The organism is Psychrobacter nivimaris, assembly GCF_009812035.1.
Lineage (GTDB): Bacteria > Pseudomonadota > Gammaproteobacteria > Pseudomonadales > Moraxellaceae > Psychrobacter > Psychrobacter nivimaris.
On sequence record NZ_VZIZ01000004.1, the window covers coordinates 53,118 to 68,003 of the forward strand.

The 14,886-nt window shown below is 42.3% G+C and carries 13 protein-coding genes; 3 read left to right on the forward strand and 10 right to left on the reverse strand.

Annotated elements, in window-relative coordinates; all coding sequences use genetic code 11:
• Positions 1-75: 75 nt before the first annotated feature.
• The 5 genes from FQV37_RS01450 to FQV37_RS01470 form a co-directional block, all read right to left on the reverse strand.
• Complete coding sequence (locus FQV37_RS01450; protein ID WP_227679389.1) at positions 76-1,140, reverse strand: HpcH/HpaI aldolase/citrate lyase family protein; 1,065 nt, start codon at positions 1,138-1,140, stop codon at positions 76-78.
• 65 nt (positions 1,141-1,205) lie between these two features.
• Positions 1,206-2,387: a cysteine protease StiP domain-containing protein gene (locus FQV37_RS01455; RefSeq protein WP_160020985.1), complete on the reverse strand. Its 1,182-nt coding sequence runs from the start codon at positions 2,385-2,387 to the stop codon at positions 1,206-1,208.
• A gap of 65 nt (positions 2,388-2,452) precedes the next feature.
• Complete coding sequence (locus FQV37_RS01460; RefSeq protein WP_160020986.1) at positions 2,453-3,283, reverse strand: HAD hydrolase family protein; 831 nt, start codon at positions 3,281-3,283, stop codon at positions 2,453-2,455.
• Between the two features lie 42 nt (positions 3,284-3,325).
• Positions 3,326-4,642 carry a phosphoribosyltransferase domain-containing protein gene (locus tag FQV37_RS01465; RefSeq protein WP_160020987.1) on the reverse strand — a complete coding sequence of 439 codons (1,317 nt, stop codon included), beginning with the start codon at positions 4,640-4,642 and terminating at the stop codon, positions 3,326-3,328.
• A gap of 42 nt (positions 4,643-4,684) precedes the next feature.
• Positions 4,685-5,911 (reverse strand): S1 family peptidase, encoded by a 1,227-nt coding sequence (locus FQV37_RS01470; RefSeq protein WP_160020988.1) that lies wholly within the window; start codon positions 5,909-5,911, stop codon positions 4,685-4,687.
• A gap of 721 nt (positions 5,912-6,632) precedes the next feature.
• Between FQV37_RS01470 and FQV37_RS01475 the strand changes: the two genes are divergently transcribed.
• Positions 6,633-7,340: a hypothetical protein gene (locus FQV37_RS01475; RefSeq protein ID WP_160020989.1), complete on the forward strand. Its 708-nt coding sequence runs from the start codon at positions 6,633-6,635 to the stop codon at positions 7,338-7,340.
• Between the two features lie 126 nt (positions 7,341-7,466).
• On the forward strand, positions 7,467-8,204 hold the full coding sequence (locus FQV37_RS01480) for an MHYT domain-containing protein (protein WP_160020990.1): 738 nt from the start codon (positions 7,467-7,469) through the stop codon (positions 8,202-8,204).
• A gap of 129 nt (positions 8,205-8,333) precedes the next feature.
• Here FQV37_RS01480 and FQV37_RS01485 read toward each other — a convergent pair whose 3' ends face one another.
• Positions 8,334-9,485, reverse strand: coding sequence for an ATP-grasp domain-containing protein (locus FQV37_RS01485; RefSeq protein WP_160020991.1), 1,152 nt, complete (start codon positions 9,483-9,485; stop codon positions 8,334-8,336).
• A 288-nt stretch (positions 9,486-9,773) separates the two neighbouring features.
• On the opposite strand from FQV37_RS01485, the gene FQV37_RS01490 reads away from it, so the two are divergent.
• Positions 9,774-11,048 (forward strand): TerD family protein, encoded by a 1,275-nt coding sequence (locus FQV37_RS01490; protein ID WP_160020992.1) that lies wholly within the window; start codon positions 9,774-9,776, stop codon positions 11,046-11,048.
• Between the two features lie 123 nt (positions 11,049-11,171).
• Here the strand turns inward: FQV37_RS01490 and FQV37_RS01495 are convergent, their stop codons facing one another.
• The 4 genes from FQV37_RS01495 to FQV37_RS01510 form a co-directional block, all read right to left on the reverse strand.
• On the reverse strand, positions 11,172-11,780 hold the full coding sequence (locus FQV37_RS01495; RefSeq protein ID WP_160020993.1) for a TerD family protein: 609 nt from the start codon (positions 11,778-11,780) through the stop codon (positions 11,172-11,174).
• A gap of 76 nt (positions 11,781-11,856) precedes the next feature.
• The gene (locus FQV37_RS01500; protein WP_057760834.1) at positions 11,857-12,609 is read right to left on the reverse strand and encodes a TIGR00266 family protein; all 753 of its coding nucleotides are present in this window, start codon (positions 12,607-12,609) and stop codon (positions 11,857-11,859) included.
• A gap of 206 nt (positions 12,610-12,815) precedes the next feature.
• Positions 12,816-13,391: a TerD family protein gene (locus FQV37_RS01505; RefSeq protein ID WP_057760832.1), complete on the reverse strand. Its 576-nt coding sequence runs from the start codon at positions 13,389-13,391 to the stop codon at positions 12,816-12,818.
• Between the two features lie 454 nt (positions 13,392-13,845).
• Positions 13,846-14,766 (reverse strand): glutaminase, encoded by a 921-nt coding sequence (locus FQV37_RS01510; RefSeq protein ID WP_160020994.1) that lies wholly within the window; start codon positions 14,764-14,766, stop codon positions 13,846-13,848.
• Positions 14,767-14,886: the final 120 nt, after the last annotated feature.

Here is a 14,886-nt window from a genome sequence, read left to right on the forward strand (position 1 = left end):
TACCTGTTATTTGATAGCGGCTTTTTTCATAGTGTGAGTTGTTAAATGACAGAAAACCATCATCAGAGATGAAAGCTACATTCGTGAGCTGTATTGGCTATGTCCGTCATCAATGGTGCCAAAGGCTTCTGCACGATTAACAATTTCAGTCGCCCAAGCACGGTGCGTCGCAGGCTCTAGCATCGTATTATTGTACTTAAATACCGCTTTGGCCTCAGAGTGAAGGATCGCTTGCGCTTCATCCAATGTACTCAGTGGCACACAGTAAGCTTGCTGTACTAGGGCGATTTGGCTTGGATGAATGACAGTTTTTCCCACCATGCCTAAGCTGACGTCTCGGTTCAACTCTTGCATAAATAGCGTCGGCTGATCCAAGTACTCAAATACTGGCGCGGTAAGATAAAAACCATGCGGCACAAAACAGCCAAGCATTTGATAAGCCAACGTACCGATAGGTGAGTCGTAGACAATACTGTTTTTTGGCCGACGTAAGCGCAGTGCTGCAAATAAGTCATTACCACCGATACGCAATGCAAAAACTGGCTGGCTAAATGCTTCTTTAAAAGCGATGGCAAGCTCCTGATTGTGATGCGGATTAAACAGCGCTGCGGTTTCGAGCGTCGGCATAAGTAGTTGATCTACTTTTAGGTTCTGACAAGCCATGCGCCAGTTAGATAGGCTATACATATCGACTTTTGGCATGACGAAACCATCGATAAGATCGATATGGGTATAATCAGCCAGTTGCTGTAGCATCATCGGGCTACGTGGACGTATAAAGACCAGTGGACGTGTCGGATGCTGGGCATGAATCTTCGCCGATTTAGATGGCGCATTGATGCTATTCACATGCTCAGCCCAAGTATTTAGGAGGGTTCGCAAACGCTCAAGCGCTAACTCAACATCCTGCTGACTGACAGCATCTTCTAGACAGATAATAATACTATTAATCGTCGGTAATTTATCCCGTTTGATGACTTGCCAAATATCTTGGCGAGTCGCAGGCATGTATAAGCTAGCACCGAGCTGATATGGATGGTGCGTGTGCGGCTTGACCATCGCATGACGCTCAGTGATCAGATGCGCATAAGATTGGGTATCATTGTAAAGGTCTGACTCGGTTTTTAGCATATCTGACATAATTGGCATCATAAGTAGAGAGTATAAGAGAACGAAAAAGAAAGTATTTAATACCGTTAAATGTATTAAGTGTCTTGGGAGCGCTGCTTGATAAGCGTGATGGCTTGATAAGGCAGTATTTTATCACCTAATACACTGATAGTGATGTTTCGTTGCGCACATAAATGGCGTAGCAATATGGTATCAGGGTGCTCAGCAGTAGCGAGCAATATACGCTCGGGATCACGGCGTAATATGGCACGTGTTGCCTCAGCAATAGTCGGCTTAATACGGTTGCGATTGACGATATGATAATCTGCTGCCAGCGTCTCTATCAACGCCGCAGTCTGGTAGCGTGGCTGCTGGTAAGTCGGTAAACGCGCTGGAGTTGTAGCCAATGCTCGTCTCACGGCATCGATACGCTCAATAAATGCCAAACTGTGATCTACCTCAATTAAATCATCATAAAAGACACTGCGATGCAGGCCTGATGACGGCTCTGTATACAAGCTGCGTGAAATTAATCCTGATACGGTGCTATTTAACAACCCTGATGGGATTAACCAGTCTTCTTCACTAGCCGCGAGCCAAGCAACGCCAGCCGGATCGGCAAGAGTCAGTAGCGGAATGACGTTAGCACCTTGATGAAAAATATTAGCAAAATTAACATGAGTAGAATCGCTAAACGTCTCTAGACTACGAGCCAACTCTTGATAGATGGCACCTTTACCTGTCCAGCCATCGACGAATATGACTGGACTGTTTGGATAAGCTTCCAGTAGCATTTGCAGGGCCACTGGATCAAGACCACGATCCCGAATGATACTGATGCCATAATGTACGCTTGGCAGGTGATAGCTACTGTCTGTATCCGACAGCGCACGCTGCAATAACACCCCGATCGGCAGACCAGCTCGTACCAAGCTGACTAAAACCAGTGGATGCTCATCACTCACATTCTGCTGAAAAACTTGATGTAGCGTATGAGACAAATGAGCGATATCGGTCGCGGTCCTTGTTGAGCCTTGCTCTAATGCCTGTATGTATAGCTGCTCATGCTTTGCAGTAGGCGCTTGCTCTAAGGTCAACATGTCAGAGTAATGGCGTTGTCCGCTTTGGATAAGCGCTTCTTTTTGACTGACTGGCACATCGGCAACCGCGTCCTTATCCACCATATCGAGTAGGACAGTGACATCGCTCGCAAGATAGCTGCCTGAGCCATAGTTTTTTAAAGCGGCTCTTTTTGTCTGTATATTAGGTAAAGTCATAGTATGAATAATAGCACTCGTAATGATAACAGTGGATTTGCGTGGCTGCAGTTTAAACTGATGGTTTAGCCTGACGATTTAGACTGATATTGCTCATGCAATTGACCATGATTGGGCATACCGTACCAATCTAACAACTGTAAGAAAGGCAGATCAGCTAAGCTATCACCAAAGCCAAAACTGGGACGCTGATGGTCTAAGTGATGCTCTAATAAAAACTGTACGGCATGACGTTTATGAACCGCATGAGGTAATATCGCTAAGTTATTAGCGTTCACATGTACATAGAAATCTTGATCAAAGTCACGTATCAGAGTGGGCAGTTTCTCAGCTAAATCTACGAGCGCTTGATGATCCTTCTGCGCATGTTTGATAGCCAGATAAATGGTTAGCTCTTCATCCATAGAACCATTGTTAAAGCTATCGATATGCGGTGTAAATACTAAATGACTTTGCTCGCTTTGACTATGACTGGTAAGTAATTCGCTTAACTGATTAAGCTTATCTTGCAATGGCGCGAGTTTACTATACATATGCTGCTGCCAACTGCTCAGCAGCGCTCCGTCAGACGTTAAAATAATCGCTCCATGGGTTAATACTTGCCAGCTATCAAAGGGCAGCTTCACACGTTTTATTTCACTACGATCCCGTGCCGTCACTACAATTAATTCAGTACTGGCAAGTAGCCAGTTAAAAAAGGTTGCTTGGCGCTGGCTCATAAAGCTCAGTGGTTCGTCTTGTTTATTGACCGTCGCACATACCAAAGTTTCAGGTTCAGTAGTGGGCAAGTCCCATGCATCAATTTTGCGCTGGGTTTGAAATAATGTGTCGTCCAAATCCATCAAGGCATAAGGCTTGATGATATCTGGGTTGGCTTTAAAAAATGAGGTAGTCATGGCGTCGTCCGTAAATAATAGGTTTGAAAGTTAGAGAGCAGTTTAATGACTAGGGCTCACCACCAGCACGTTATCCAAACCTCGCCACATAGCATCCACACTATCAGCTGATGTTTCTATACACAACACTATCAAATCCCAATCACTAGGCTCAACGTTATAAGCAAAATTGGTCATACCAAGCCCGTAATTGTCGCTAAAGCTTAGCATCGTAGTAATCGCTCCACCAAGCGCAATCGGTGAGCGGGTTAATGCGCTAAAATTAACCATGGACGCTGTATCTCCGCTCAGTTTTTTAGACTCTGTTTCAAGCCATTCAGCCAATAAAAATGGCAGCCAAACAAACTCATTGCTACCCAATACTAGGATTCTTTTTGGTAGCTGAGTAACATCAAACTTTTCTTGGCTATTGAAGCGCGTAAATGCAGTCTGAAAACTCGAAAGATAGTTAGCAAACCCCTTTGTACTGTCTAGCGTTGGAAAACGCCCCCAGTTGCCCGTATCACCGAGCGCCTGACTACCAGCGGCAGTAGTATCAACCGATGGCATCGAAATGGGTTCAGGATTGGGTGCGTCTGTCCATTGCCATGCGCCAGACAGTAAATGATGGCGATGAAACTCAATACCAGCGAGACGATCTGCCATACGTGCAGGCTTAGCATCTGACTGTGGATTAGGTGTTTCTTGATCTAATGACCAGTCGACCAATGTTGTTAGATGCACTTGCTCTAACTGGGTCAGTCCTGCTTCACGTAAGGCAGTGACGACATTAACACAGGTATTGCCCGTTGAGGCTTCATCATCGACCATAATCAGTGTTTTACTAGCCAGTAGCTGCGCTTGAGTAACGCTATCTTTGCTCTGATAAATCAAATGCTGGCTAGCATGACTGTGGTCTTCACAAAATGTCGTCAGCAAGGAGTCGGTACCATTCGGATCACTACTTTCATCGTGCTGTGCATGACGCGTAGAGTTTAATAGCAGAGCTTGAGGATAGCGCGTTTGTAGCGCTTGATGTACACCAGCAGATAGACCAACAGCGGTCTCTGCCATACCAATGACTAGGATAGGTTGAGGCAAGTGATTAGGCACTAAATCTGCCAAATTAGTAAATGCCTCTCGCATGTTGCTTGGCGCAACGGGAATATGACGACCTAGTACTTTTGAGACAAACAAAAACGCTCGTTTTGGGTTGATACGCTGGGCAAATCCTAGCAAATCTTCTAATTGATAACGGTCGCGTTGTTCTACGCCATTTTTATTAGTGGCTGATTTGTTAATGGCTGAGTTGGTTTGGTAAGTTAGATCTAGCGTACCACGGGGTAGGGTGATGGTCGTACTGTGTTGCTCATTTAACATTCATATTCCTTGGCGCTTTTATTTGTATGTCGTCGTAGATTTTTAACCTTGACAGCCAACTAGCCATAAGGCACTGCGACTTTGCTTGCTTAGCTGAGGTGTTGTAAGAGGCGTAGCACTGGTCAAATCAGTCGTGTGCTCCAAACTGATGCCAGCGCTCGCCAGTAGGGCAGATAATAACTGAAATTTCACTGCATAGTTCATATTTTGTGCATGTTCATGAACCAGACTTGATGTGACCATACCGACGACCTCTCCAGTCGGCAATAATAAAGGACTACCACTCGATCCAGGCTGAATGGGTGCGGTGAATTGCATATGACGGATATCGTTATTTAAACCTATCAATCCTGATATACAGCCTTGGGTGACTTGCAGTTGGCTACTCAGTCCTGATAACGGAAACCCTAGTGTGGTAATGGTCTCACCCAATATATCAACACATTGCTGCGCCAATGGGAGGTAGCTAGGTAAAGGATCGCTAACTCTAATAATAGCTGAATCACTTCCGATATCGCTAAGTACAACTTGTGCCTCGCGATCAGGCTGACCTTGCTGACGTACGCCAACCATCGCTGCTGACTCAATCACATGATAGCAGGTGAGCAGATGATAGGGATCAATAGCAAACGCTGTTCCTGTCCAAGTCTCGCCTGCTTGTACTTGACGAGGAGGGCGAGCTTCGTTGTTTGGTTGAGTACGCTGCTGCTGTTGAGCTTCTTGAATAAGCGTATGTGTGCTAGGTGGACGAACATCCAGACTAACCTGTACATGATGTTCAAGACTCGCTAAGCCATGCGTTGATGCCTCGCCAAGCGCTCGACATTTGAACTGTTCATTACGCTGATATATTTCTAATATAATCGCTGCTTTGACATGCCGATCGTTTGTTGTGAAGTTATAGTGAATATCCCCGTTGTTGAGCGTGAGGCTTACGTCGTTCAACTCTACCGCTGGCAAGTTTAGGCTTGGCTCATGATAAACATAAGCAATCAGTTGTAAGAAACTAACATTATTTTTATTAAATAACTGGGGTAAATCTAACTGCCATGCGCTTGGATTATCCTTGTTATCGAGCTGAGCCCAGTCCTTAGACTCATGTAAATAAGCAGGACTACAAACTGCTTTACGATTTGCATCTAATGGCAACCACAATAGCCCAAGCTGCTGTCCAAACTCTAATGGTTTAGTAGTAGAAAATGCGATCGAACATTTGGTGTTTTCGATAACAGTATTGGCACCTAGCACTAATTCGACTTGCTTCGACATCACATTTCCTTAGTTTATTTGCGCGATTATAATTATTTTTATTGTTTAATGATTTTATCCTTGAGACTAAATTCTGACTACATAAAGGGTTTTGATTTTATTTTGAACCTATCATTCTACAAAGAGAAAACATTAATAGGGGTTTTAATATACAGTTAAGATTAATTGCATAATAGATATATCAAGATATATAGGTTGAAATAGTTTCGGGATTCCTTTTAATAATTAATTACTTTTAGGAAATAATGATGAAGTTTTACAGTCTAGCCATTTGTCGGCTAATGGAGCCACTTATCGGACAAAGCCATATAGTGTATTGCTACAAAACAGGATTCCGGTGATAATACAGTCAAAATCTATTGCTATTTAGTAACTCTACTGTGACCAAATATTATCTGTAAAGTTTAAAAATAGGATCTGATTCAAACCTATTAATTCTAATCTTATTTTCAAGCTTGTTACTGTTTCTCGATTAATGAATTTCTAGTAGTTAGAGCACTTGTATGCTTAATAACTATAAAAGTCGAAGTTTCACCTACTGAATATATTTCATTTCTTATAATATAAAAGATATACAAAAACTATTGTGTGGTTGATGTCTGAATATTTTTTATATTGTGAGAAAGTCAGTTGGTGGACCTTTGAGACGTTATTCACATCAGTTTATCTAGATAGCTTGTTATAAGAAAGCGTAGCAGTATTTTAAGAAAAGGAGTGCTCTGTGAAATTCTCTTGTGCATTAGAAACATCTTCTGAACGTATTCGCCTGGTCAATGTTATTTCGCCGCTTATCAAAGCAGGTTATCAGCTGGTCTCCCAAAAGCAAGAACCTTCAGAGAATGGTGGTAACATCATTCATGTGATCGCAAGAAGTCTAGGCTCTAAGACACAGGCAGATCTAATCGAGGATTTATCTTCAATTGAAGGCTGTACGCTTTTTAATTTAGAAATAGATGAAGAGGGCGGATCGTCAGCTGCCCCTGCAAAGAAGACATTGGATGAGAAAAGCGTCTTATCAGCCATCGGTGCTTATTACCCTAAAATAGCAGATATTGTCAGTCAGTATGAAGATAGTTTGCCTATTGAGCGACGTATGACTGCATTGCAGGAGTTGGGTCGTAAGGTTGGTGGCGGTATTTACCAGCGTGATTATTCACTTGGTAGTCCACTGAAGATGCCTACTACGATCACTCGTGAACTTGTGCCAGCACTAAAAGGTCTGTCTAAAGTTAAAGCAAAGAATAATGTGATCTATTTAATCAAATGTCCGTTCTGTAAGTCGTCAGACCATACTCACTCAGGATGCCATTTTATTGTAGGTTATATAGAAGGCTTTTTGGCAAGCAACCCCGCTATAGATGTGGTTCAGGTTGAAGAGACTAACTGCGGCGCCGGTAGTACCAATATTTGTGAATTTACCATTGGGTAGGAAAAATTGTGTATAGATAATTTCATGTCTATGCAAAAAAAATCAACGAGCGAATGACGCACCGTGTTGCAATAAAAGTAACGTTATTTGACTCAATTCTTATGATAGATAAAAGGCAAAAAAATAATGGAAGTTGAATATAACTTACTTTTGGTGTTGGTCTCATACGCCATTGCAGTATTTGGTTCTTATGTTGGCTTAAACCTTGCCATTCGAGTACCTTCTGCTAAGCCAGGAACGGATTTGTATTTTTGGGTAGCGTTATCATCGATTGCTATCGGTGGTGCGATTTGGTCTATGCATTATATCGGTATGATGGCTGTAGACATGAAAATGCCTGTGACTTATGACTTGGGCCTGACGATTGTCTCAATGCTACTCGCGATTTGTTTCGTTGCAGTCGGTATTGTCATCGTAGGTCGCGGTGAACCAAGCGTTGCTAAGTTAATCGGTGGCGGCGTGCTTACTGGACTGGGTGTTGCAGCCATGCATTATACCGGTATGGCTTCTATGCAAATGGACGCTACCATGTCATATAATATACCGCTACTTATCTTATCGATTGTGATTGCTATTGCAGCTGCTATCGCTGCACTATGGTTGGCATTCAATCTACGTGGTACAGTACAGCGTTTTGGTAGTGCCTTCATCATGGGTCTGGCAGTTTGTGGTATGCATTACACTGGTATAGCCGCGACGGAAATGACGATGATGGATCACTCGATGTCTATGGATTATACGCATGCAGGTGCCATCTCTTCATCAATTATGATCTTCATCGGTTCAGCAATCGTATTAAGCTTATTATGGGTCATTGCTTCTAAAAATGCACCTAAGCAAGCAACATTAGCGTTTGGCGAGTAATTTTAAACGCTCATTTTTAATACTTTTTAAGAATGAAGATAATAAAAAGGTTTTTAGATATTAATCTAAAAACCTTTTTTTGTGTCTGTTCAAATCATCTGCTAACCACGTGCATGCTTAGCAGGCTATTTATTCATCATCCTTTTCAATTTTGACACTCATCATAATAGAGCGTACTTGGCATGGTTCAATATGCTGAATATTGGTCTCTAAGTTAGGTTTCTCTGACAAGCCTAACCAATAAGAAAATCCGACTTGCGTTAAGTCGATCCCACTATGAGAGGTATACCCAATACCACCTGATGGGCGGCTATTAATCTCAAGAACACGGTGCTGACCGCTATCATCAGCTTTGGTTTGTACACTGACGATACCATCACAGCCAAAAGACCTAATCAAAGGGATTACAACATCCATGACAGACTGCTCATAACCAACATGTTGTATTTTTCCTGTTTTATGACGAGTGACAGCAGCTAGGACTTCGCCATATTCACAGACCACATCGATAGAGTACTCTTGCCCTGACAAATAAGGCATGAGCAACATTGGAATAGGGCGCTCGTGTACCATTTGGCTGTTGGTATAAGCATTTACAAACTGGGCCGTATTAATTTTTTTCTCTTCAGTGAAGTATAAATGCTCAAAGCTATCGTACGCAGTACTATCTGCTTTACCCGTGTCTAGTCGCCAAAACCCTTGGGCAAAAATACCGACAACAGGTTTGACGCATAGAGGTTGGTTACCATGCTCGGCTAATAAAGCCTCAAGCTCCGCCGTATTGTCAAAAAGCCATGCGTCTGCCACTGGAATGTTATGAGTGTGACAATGCTGCATAAAAGCAAATTTATCATCGATTGATTCTAGTGCTGTTACGCTGGTTGCGCCCGTCAATAAGCGAATACCAGCAGCGTCAAATTTTTCACGATGCGCTTCATAATCAATACCATTGCGTCCAGTCAGCAGTACTTTTACGTTATTCTTTTGAGCTTGTTCCAATACGAATTGCCAGCGTGGTATAGCAGTTTCATTAGTCATTTGGATATCAGTATCTACAATCGAGTCAGATGGCTCGCGATAAACCATATCGGCAAATTCGAAAATCTCAGGTCTATTATGACGGTGTGAGGCAATAACTTGAAAAGGGTTTTTTGAAGGACTGCTTGATTTGTTCTTTAGACTTTGTAAGCTCTCTAACATATCACGCTGGCTAGATTGTCCTTCAGCTAACCACGCCGCTACTGGTATTGAAGGGTTACTATTGTCAGCAAGATTATTCATAATTCTCTCAGCGTTATCGTTAGGTGTAGGGGAGTGGGCAAGTCAATATTGCTACTGCAAATCTAGTAGTAATATTAGCAAAGGTATACGGTTTAATAGGACGTATTATATACAAATGATATGCGTTATAAACGCCTCTAATAAAATAGTCATAAGGATTTGTAAGGATAACTTTATCGCTTATATCGCGATTGTCTGGTTCAAAACTTTCATAATATCCATGCTACTATATGATGATAGTTGGCATGACAATGACAACAGCATAATAAATAATCTAAAGGACGTATGATGAGTCAAAACCAACCTCAAAAACTAATTGCAGGTGCTAATGCGCCACTACCGACTGACAATATTAGCATTCGTATTTTAAGCCAAAATGCCATCGATTGTGCCGCTTATCGTCTGACTAATGACGGAAAAGTACGCGGTGATGGTGACATGATATTTTATGGTCAGACACGTAGCGATGATGGTAGTGTTAGCTTCCGTGGTCATGACAGTGATGGGTTTTTTGATATTAATTTGTCTGCACAGCCTGCGAGCATTGAGAAAATTGCCCTAGCGTTCTCTAGTGCGCAAACATTGTCACAAATTGGCAATGTGGACATTCAAGTCTTACAGGGTAGTCAGGTGCTAATGACCTGTCAACTGAGTAGTGCTGGACGTAATGAAAAGGCCATTATATTGGCTGAATGCTATCGCAGACAAGGAAACTGGAAATTTCGTTTTATCGCCCAAGGTTTTGAGGGAGGGTTAAAACCTTTATCTGAGCATTTTGGTGTGGAAATTGCTGATGAAGCGCCTGCCCAAAATCATAACCCTGCACAAAGCCAACCTCAACCTATCAACACTCAGCGACCAATCAATACGCAAAAAGCAAGCAGCACGTCTCAAGCCAACAACCCGCCACCAATCCCTGTAAGTCCTTCGATTAACTTAAGTAAGATAACGTTAACTAAAAACCAATCTAGCATTAATCTTAAAAAACGTGATGATTTTGGCAAAATTTCGGTCAATTTAGATTGGAATCAACGCCCCCAAAGTGATAGAGCAGCGCCCAAGAAAGGGATACTGGGAGATCTGTTTAAGCAGCATCAATCAAGCGGTATCGATTTAGATGTCGGCGCTATGATTCATCTAAAAAATGGTGAAAAAACCCTGATTCAAGCGTTGGGCAATCGCTTTGGTAGCTTGCAATCAGCGCCTTATGTTTGCTTACGTGCGGATGATAGAACGGGGCAGGTAAGCGGCGGTGAATGGCTAGATATTAACGGTCAGCAATGGTCACAGATTGAAGAAGTATTTATCTTTGCGTTTATTTACGAAGGCGCACCTAACTGGGAAAAAACCGATGGGGTTGTGACTATTCATGTCCCAGAGCAATCGCCGATTGAGACACGTTTGACCGAAGGTGCTGGTAATCTACCAATGTGTGCCATTGCCCGCTTGGTCAATCAACAAGGCAGTATCAATGTTGAGCGTATCAACCAATACTTCAAAGGTCACCAAGAAATGGACAAAGCATTTAACTGGGGCTTTAGTTGGAAGCGTGGACGTAAATAGTGTTTTTTAAGATCTAAATAATAAACATAAAAGAGCGGCCCATCTACTGATAGATGGGCCATTCTCTTTTGAAATAAACTATTTAACTATATTGGTAATAATCCAGTCAAAGTCTCAAGTCCATTATGCATGCGGAGTAATAGCAGGCATTAAGTCGTGGAAAGTACGGCCAGAAGCTGTCTCGCCAATCGCATGCATTTTCCATTCATTGTTATGACGATAAACCTTTGCCATTACCATCGCTGTATGTCCACCTTGTGCAGACAAATTATAACGTGCTACTTCGCTATTATTATTGGCATTAACGATACGGCAAAACGCATTTTCTACGGTCTCAAACGTTTGACCAGTAAAGCTATTAACCGTGAATACCAATGAGACCACATTAGCAGGTACTCTTGAGAGATCGACATTGATGACTTCATCATCGCCATCACCGTCGCCAGTACGGTTGTCACCAGTATGCACGATACTGCCGTCTTTCGATTTTAGCTGACTGAACCAAATGGCATCGACCGCTTGCTTATTAGCATCAAACATAATGCATGAAGCATCTAAATCGATAGAGTCGCCGCCAGAACCGCCGCCGAATAATTTTCCTAAGAAACCACCTTTTTTATCCTGTAGCCCTTGCGCGACATCCCAGCCTAAACCCAATTTAACTTGAGTCAGCTCGCCACCAGCTTCTTTACTTAGGGAGATTTTTTGACCTTTTTGAAGACTAACTGCCATGTGAGTATCCTTATAATAATTGTGAGTAAAACCGTTTAAAAATAAAGTTAGAAATTGGTATAAATTGCGAAAGGTGCTATAAGATATTATCTAAAAAGCCACCACCGCCGCCACGTCCACCTGAGCTACTACCTAGGACGCTTTGTATCCAACCTTGATAACTGTCACGATTGCGCGAGCAAATAATGACTTTGCCACTTCCTGAGAAGTTCAGAACCATACCTTCGCCACTAGTGACAGAGTTGATGATATTGCTCATGATGCCTTTTTTCTTACTGGTCGAAACTGACAATTTGTATTCAAGATTTGAGTCCCAGCAGACCACATGACCGTTATCAATAATGACGTCTTTGTCTGGTGTGACATCAATCTCAAACAACGAGCCAAAACCAGATACCACGACTTGGCCTTGACCTTGGGTCTGCATCACCATAAAGCCGCCTGTATCACCGAATACTGCACCGCCTAAATTACGCTGAATATTGGCTCTGATATCGACGCCAGTTTGGGCCGCGACAAACGCACCATCACTCAATGTATACTGCTGCTTGCCAACTTCTATGATTTGCATATCACCATCAAGCGTGGGCGCAAGCAAACAGTCGCCCTCACCATTAACCGCTTCAATCTGCTGTTGGAACAACGATTCATCGTTTGCGAAGCGGCGCATCAGTGACTGCATCAGGCCGCCTTGTAGCTTACCTTTCAGCTCAAGATTTGACTCCATCATCACCATTGCATTGGCTTCACAATAAATTGAATCACCTTTTTTAAGATTACAATGCAAAAAAGGTTCAATAGTACCGATTAAACTGAATGTTGCGGCCATGGCTTGCAAATCCTTATTCTAATATCTTTGTTAAATGCTCTTAATGTGTGCGTGTGCTTTTAGATGCTTTATAGATTTTAATGATAAGCCAATTAAATTTAAAGCCATCAAATGCGTTAAAGGGGCACACTTGATGGCTTATTAGATCATAACCAGACGTCTGATTATGATAATTGGCTTGCTAAACGTTTACGTTGGTTCTAACGTTAAACATTTACGCCATAAGAGGCTGCTAATGGTCCAAGACCACCGCTGAAACCTTGACCAACCGCACGGAATTTCCAATCACCGCTGTGACGATATAATTCACCGAAAATCATCGCTGTCTCAGTGCTGCCGTCTTCTGATAGGTCGTAACGAGCGATTTCAGACTCGCCATTGTCATTTACAACGCGGATATAAGCATCACCAACTTGACCGAAGTTTTGGTTACGTGCTTGGCCTTCGTAGATGATGGCACAGATAGCTACTTTGTTGACGTCAGCTGGAATGCTTGCAAGATTGATTTTGATTTTCTCATCATCGCCATCGCCTTCGCCAGTACGGTTATCACCAGTATGCTCAACAGCGCCGTTGTCTGATTTTAGGTTATTGAAAAAGATAAAATCTTGGTCGTTACGGACTTTGCCTGCTTCGTTAATCAAGAAACCGATTGCATCTAAATCAAACTCTTGGCCGTCAGTGGCACGTGGATCCCAGCCTAGACCGACTGTAATGTTAGTTAAACCTGGCGCTTCTTTTGATAAGTTTACGTTGCCGCCTTTTGTTAAGCTAATAGCCATACAAATATCCTTTGGATTAATAGTTAAGTGGATTGATTGATAAAAAATAAACTAAAAGTTGTGCAGTGACTGATATCTCAGAGCAAATAATAAAAACTTACCTGTACGCTATGCCCTGCATATCATTAGGTTTTACTATACTAAGCGTTTGCTCACTAAGCAAGGCGTATTTTGTGCGCTTACTATATGCTTACTAAGGGACATAATACTTCTGTATCTTTGATAATTTTTAATCAACTTAGCAATAGTCGTTAAGATATTGTTATGAAAAGTAATGTTTCATACAAAAGGGATTTAGCACAAAGGTAGCTTAGATAAAACAATCGCTTTAAAAAGCACCGACTGACTATATAGGCTTAGAACAAACTAACTCATGGCTTAGGTATGCTTCGCAGCTAGTATGAGAGCTTGGCATTATATAAAAAACCTATTTAGACAAATAGACATGTATCTCTTATTCTGCAAAAACCGACCAGCCAGTTTTTTGTACGAAGCGCTCTAGTGCTTTTAGTCCAAGCTTAGAGTTACCTACATGATCAAGCCCTGGTGACCAAACCGCGATAGAACCTTTACCAGGTGCTATCGTCAAAATACCGCCACCAACACCACTTTTGCCTGGTAAGCCCACGCGGTAAGCAAATTCGCCAGAACCATCATAATGACCACACATCATCATCAATGAGTTAATACGGCGTGCTCGTTTTTCATTGATTACACGTACTCCTGAGTGCTTATCAACTCCGTTAGACACTAGATAAAGACCGGCACTGGCCAACTGTTGGCAGTTCATTGCAATCGAGCACTGATGAAAATACGTACCTAATACATTATCCACATCGTGTCTTAAACGACCAAAGGATTTCATAAAGTGCGCCAGAGAGGCATTTCGGTCCTTGTGCGCCATCTCAGAAGCCGCTACTTTATGATCAAAGCGAATTGACTCATCATCTGCAATGAGGTGAACAAACTGCAGGATTTCACCCAGTGTTTCTTTGGGTTTATGCCCCATCATAATAGCATCCACCACGGCAATGGCACCAGCATTGATAAATGGGTTGCGCGGTCGGCCAGACTCATGCTCGAGCATCACAATTGAATTAAAAGGATCGCCAGATGGTTCGCGTCCGACGTGTGTCCAAAGTGTATCGCCTAGCTTGCCAAGACCAATGGTTAAGGTAAATACCTTAGAGATACTTTGGATAGAAAACAGAGTGCTTGCATCACCTGCTGCATACATATGCCCATCAGGAGTCGCTACGGCTATACCGAACTGATTAGGATCAATATGAGCCAATTGCGGGATATAATCTGCGACTTTGCCGCGGTCAGTTTCTCTTGCCATCTCTGCGGCAATATTATCAAGAATTTTTTGCATATCGTTTATAGGGTCTTATTTCGACAAGTTATTTAAAGATGAGGATTTTAACTGAAGATAGGGTAATAGTAACAGGGCAAACGTAATTTTAACCATTGATTGTCTTAATTATTGGTTATT

Bases quoted from the DNA above. Each gene is read 5' to 3' on its own strand.
- FQV37_RS01470 (WP_160020988.1), bottom strand. From the start codon at position 5,911: ATGTCGAAGCAAGTCGAATTAGTGCTAGGTGCCAATACTGTTATCGAA.
- FQV37_RS01510 (WP_160020994.1), bottom strand. From the start codon at position 14,766: ATGCAAAAAATTCTTGATAATATTGCCGCAGAGATGGCAAGAGAAACT.
- FQV37_RS01490 (WP_160020992.1), top strand. From the start codon at position 9,774: ATGAGTCAAAACCAACCTCAAAAACTAATTGCAGGTGCTAATGCGCCA.
- FQV37_RS01495 (WP_160020993.1), bottom strand. From the start codon at position 11,780: ATGGCAGTTAGTCTTCAAAAAGGTCAAAAAATCTCCCTAAGTAAAGAA.
- FQV37_RS01485 (WP_160020991.1), bottom strand. From the start codon at position 9,485: ATGAATAATCTTGCTGACAATAGTAACCCTTCAATACCAGTAGCGGCG.
- FQV37_RS01450 (WP_227679389.1), bottom strand. From the start codon at position 1,140: ATGTCAGATATGCTAAAAACCGAGTCAGACCTTTACAATGATACCCAA.
- FQV37_RS01455 (WP_160020985.1), bottom strand. From the start codon at position 2,387: ATGACTTTACCTAATATACAGACAAAAAGAGCCGCTTTAAAAAACTAT.
- FQV37_RS01500 (WP_057760834.1), bottom strand. From the start codon at position 12,609: ATGGCCGCAACATTCAGTTTAATCGGTACTATTGAACCTTTTTTGCAT.
- FQV37_RS01465 (WP_160020987.1), bottom strand. From the start codon at position 4,642: ATGTTAAATGAGCAACACAGTACGACCATCACCCTACCCCGTGGTACG.
- FQV37_RS01460 (WP_160020986.1), bottom strand. From the start codon at position 3,283: ATGACTACCTCATTTTTTAAAGCCAACCCAGATATCATCAAGCCTTAT.
- FQV37_RS01505 (WP_057760832.1), bottom strand. From the start codon at position 13,391: ATGGCTATTAGCTTAACAAAAGGCGGCAACGTAAACTTATCAAAAGAA.
- FQV37_RS01480 (WP_160020990.1), top strand. From the start codon at position 7,467: ATGGAAGTTGAATATAACTTACTTTTGGTGTTGGTCTCATACGCCATT.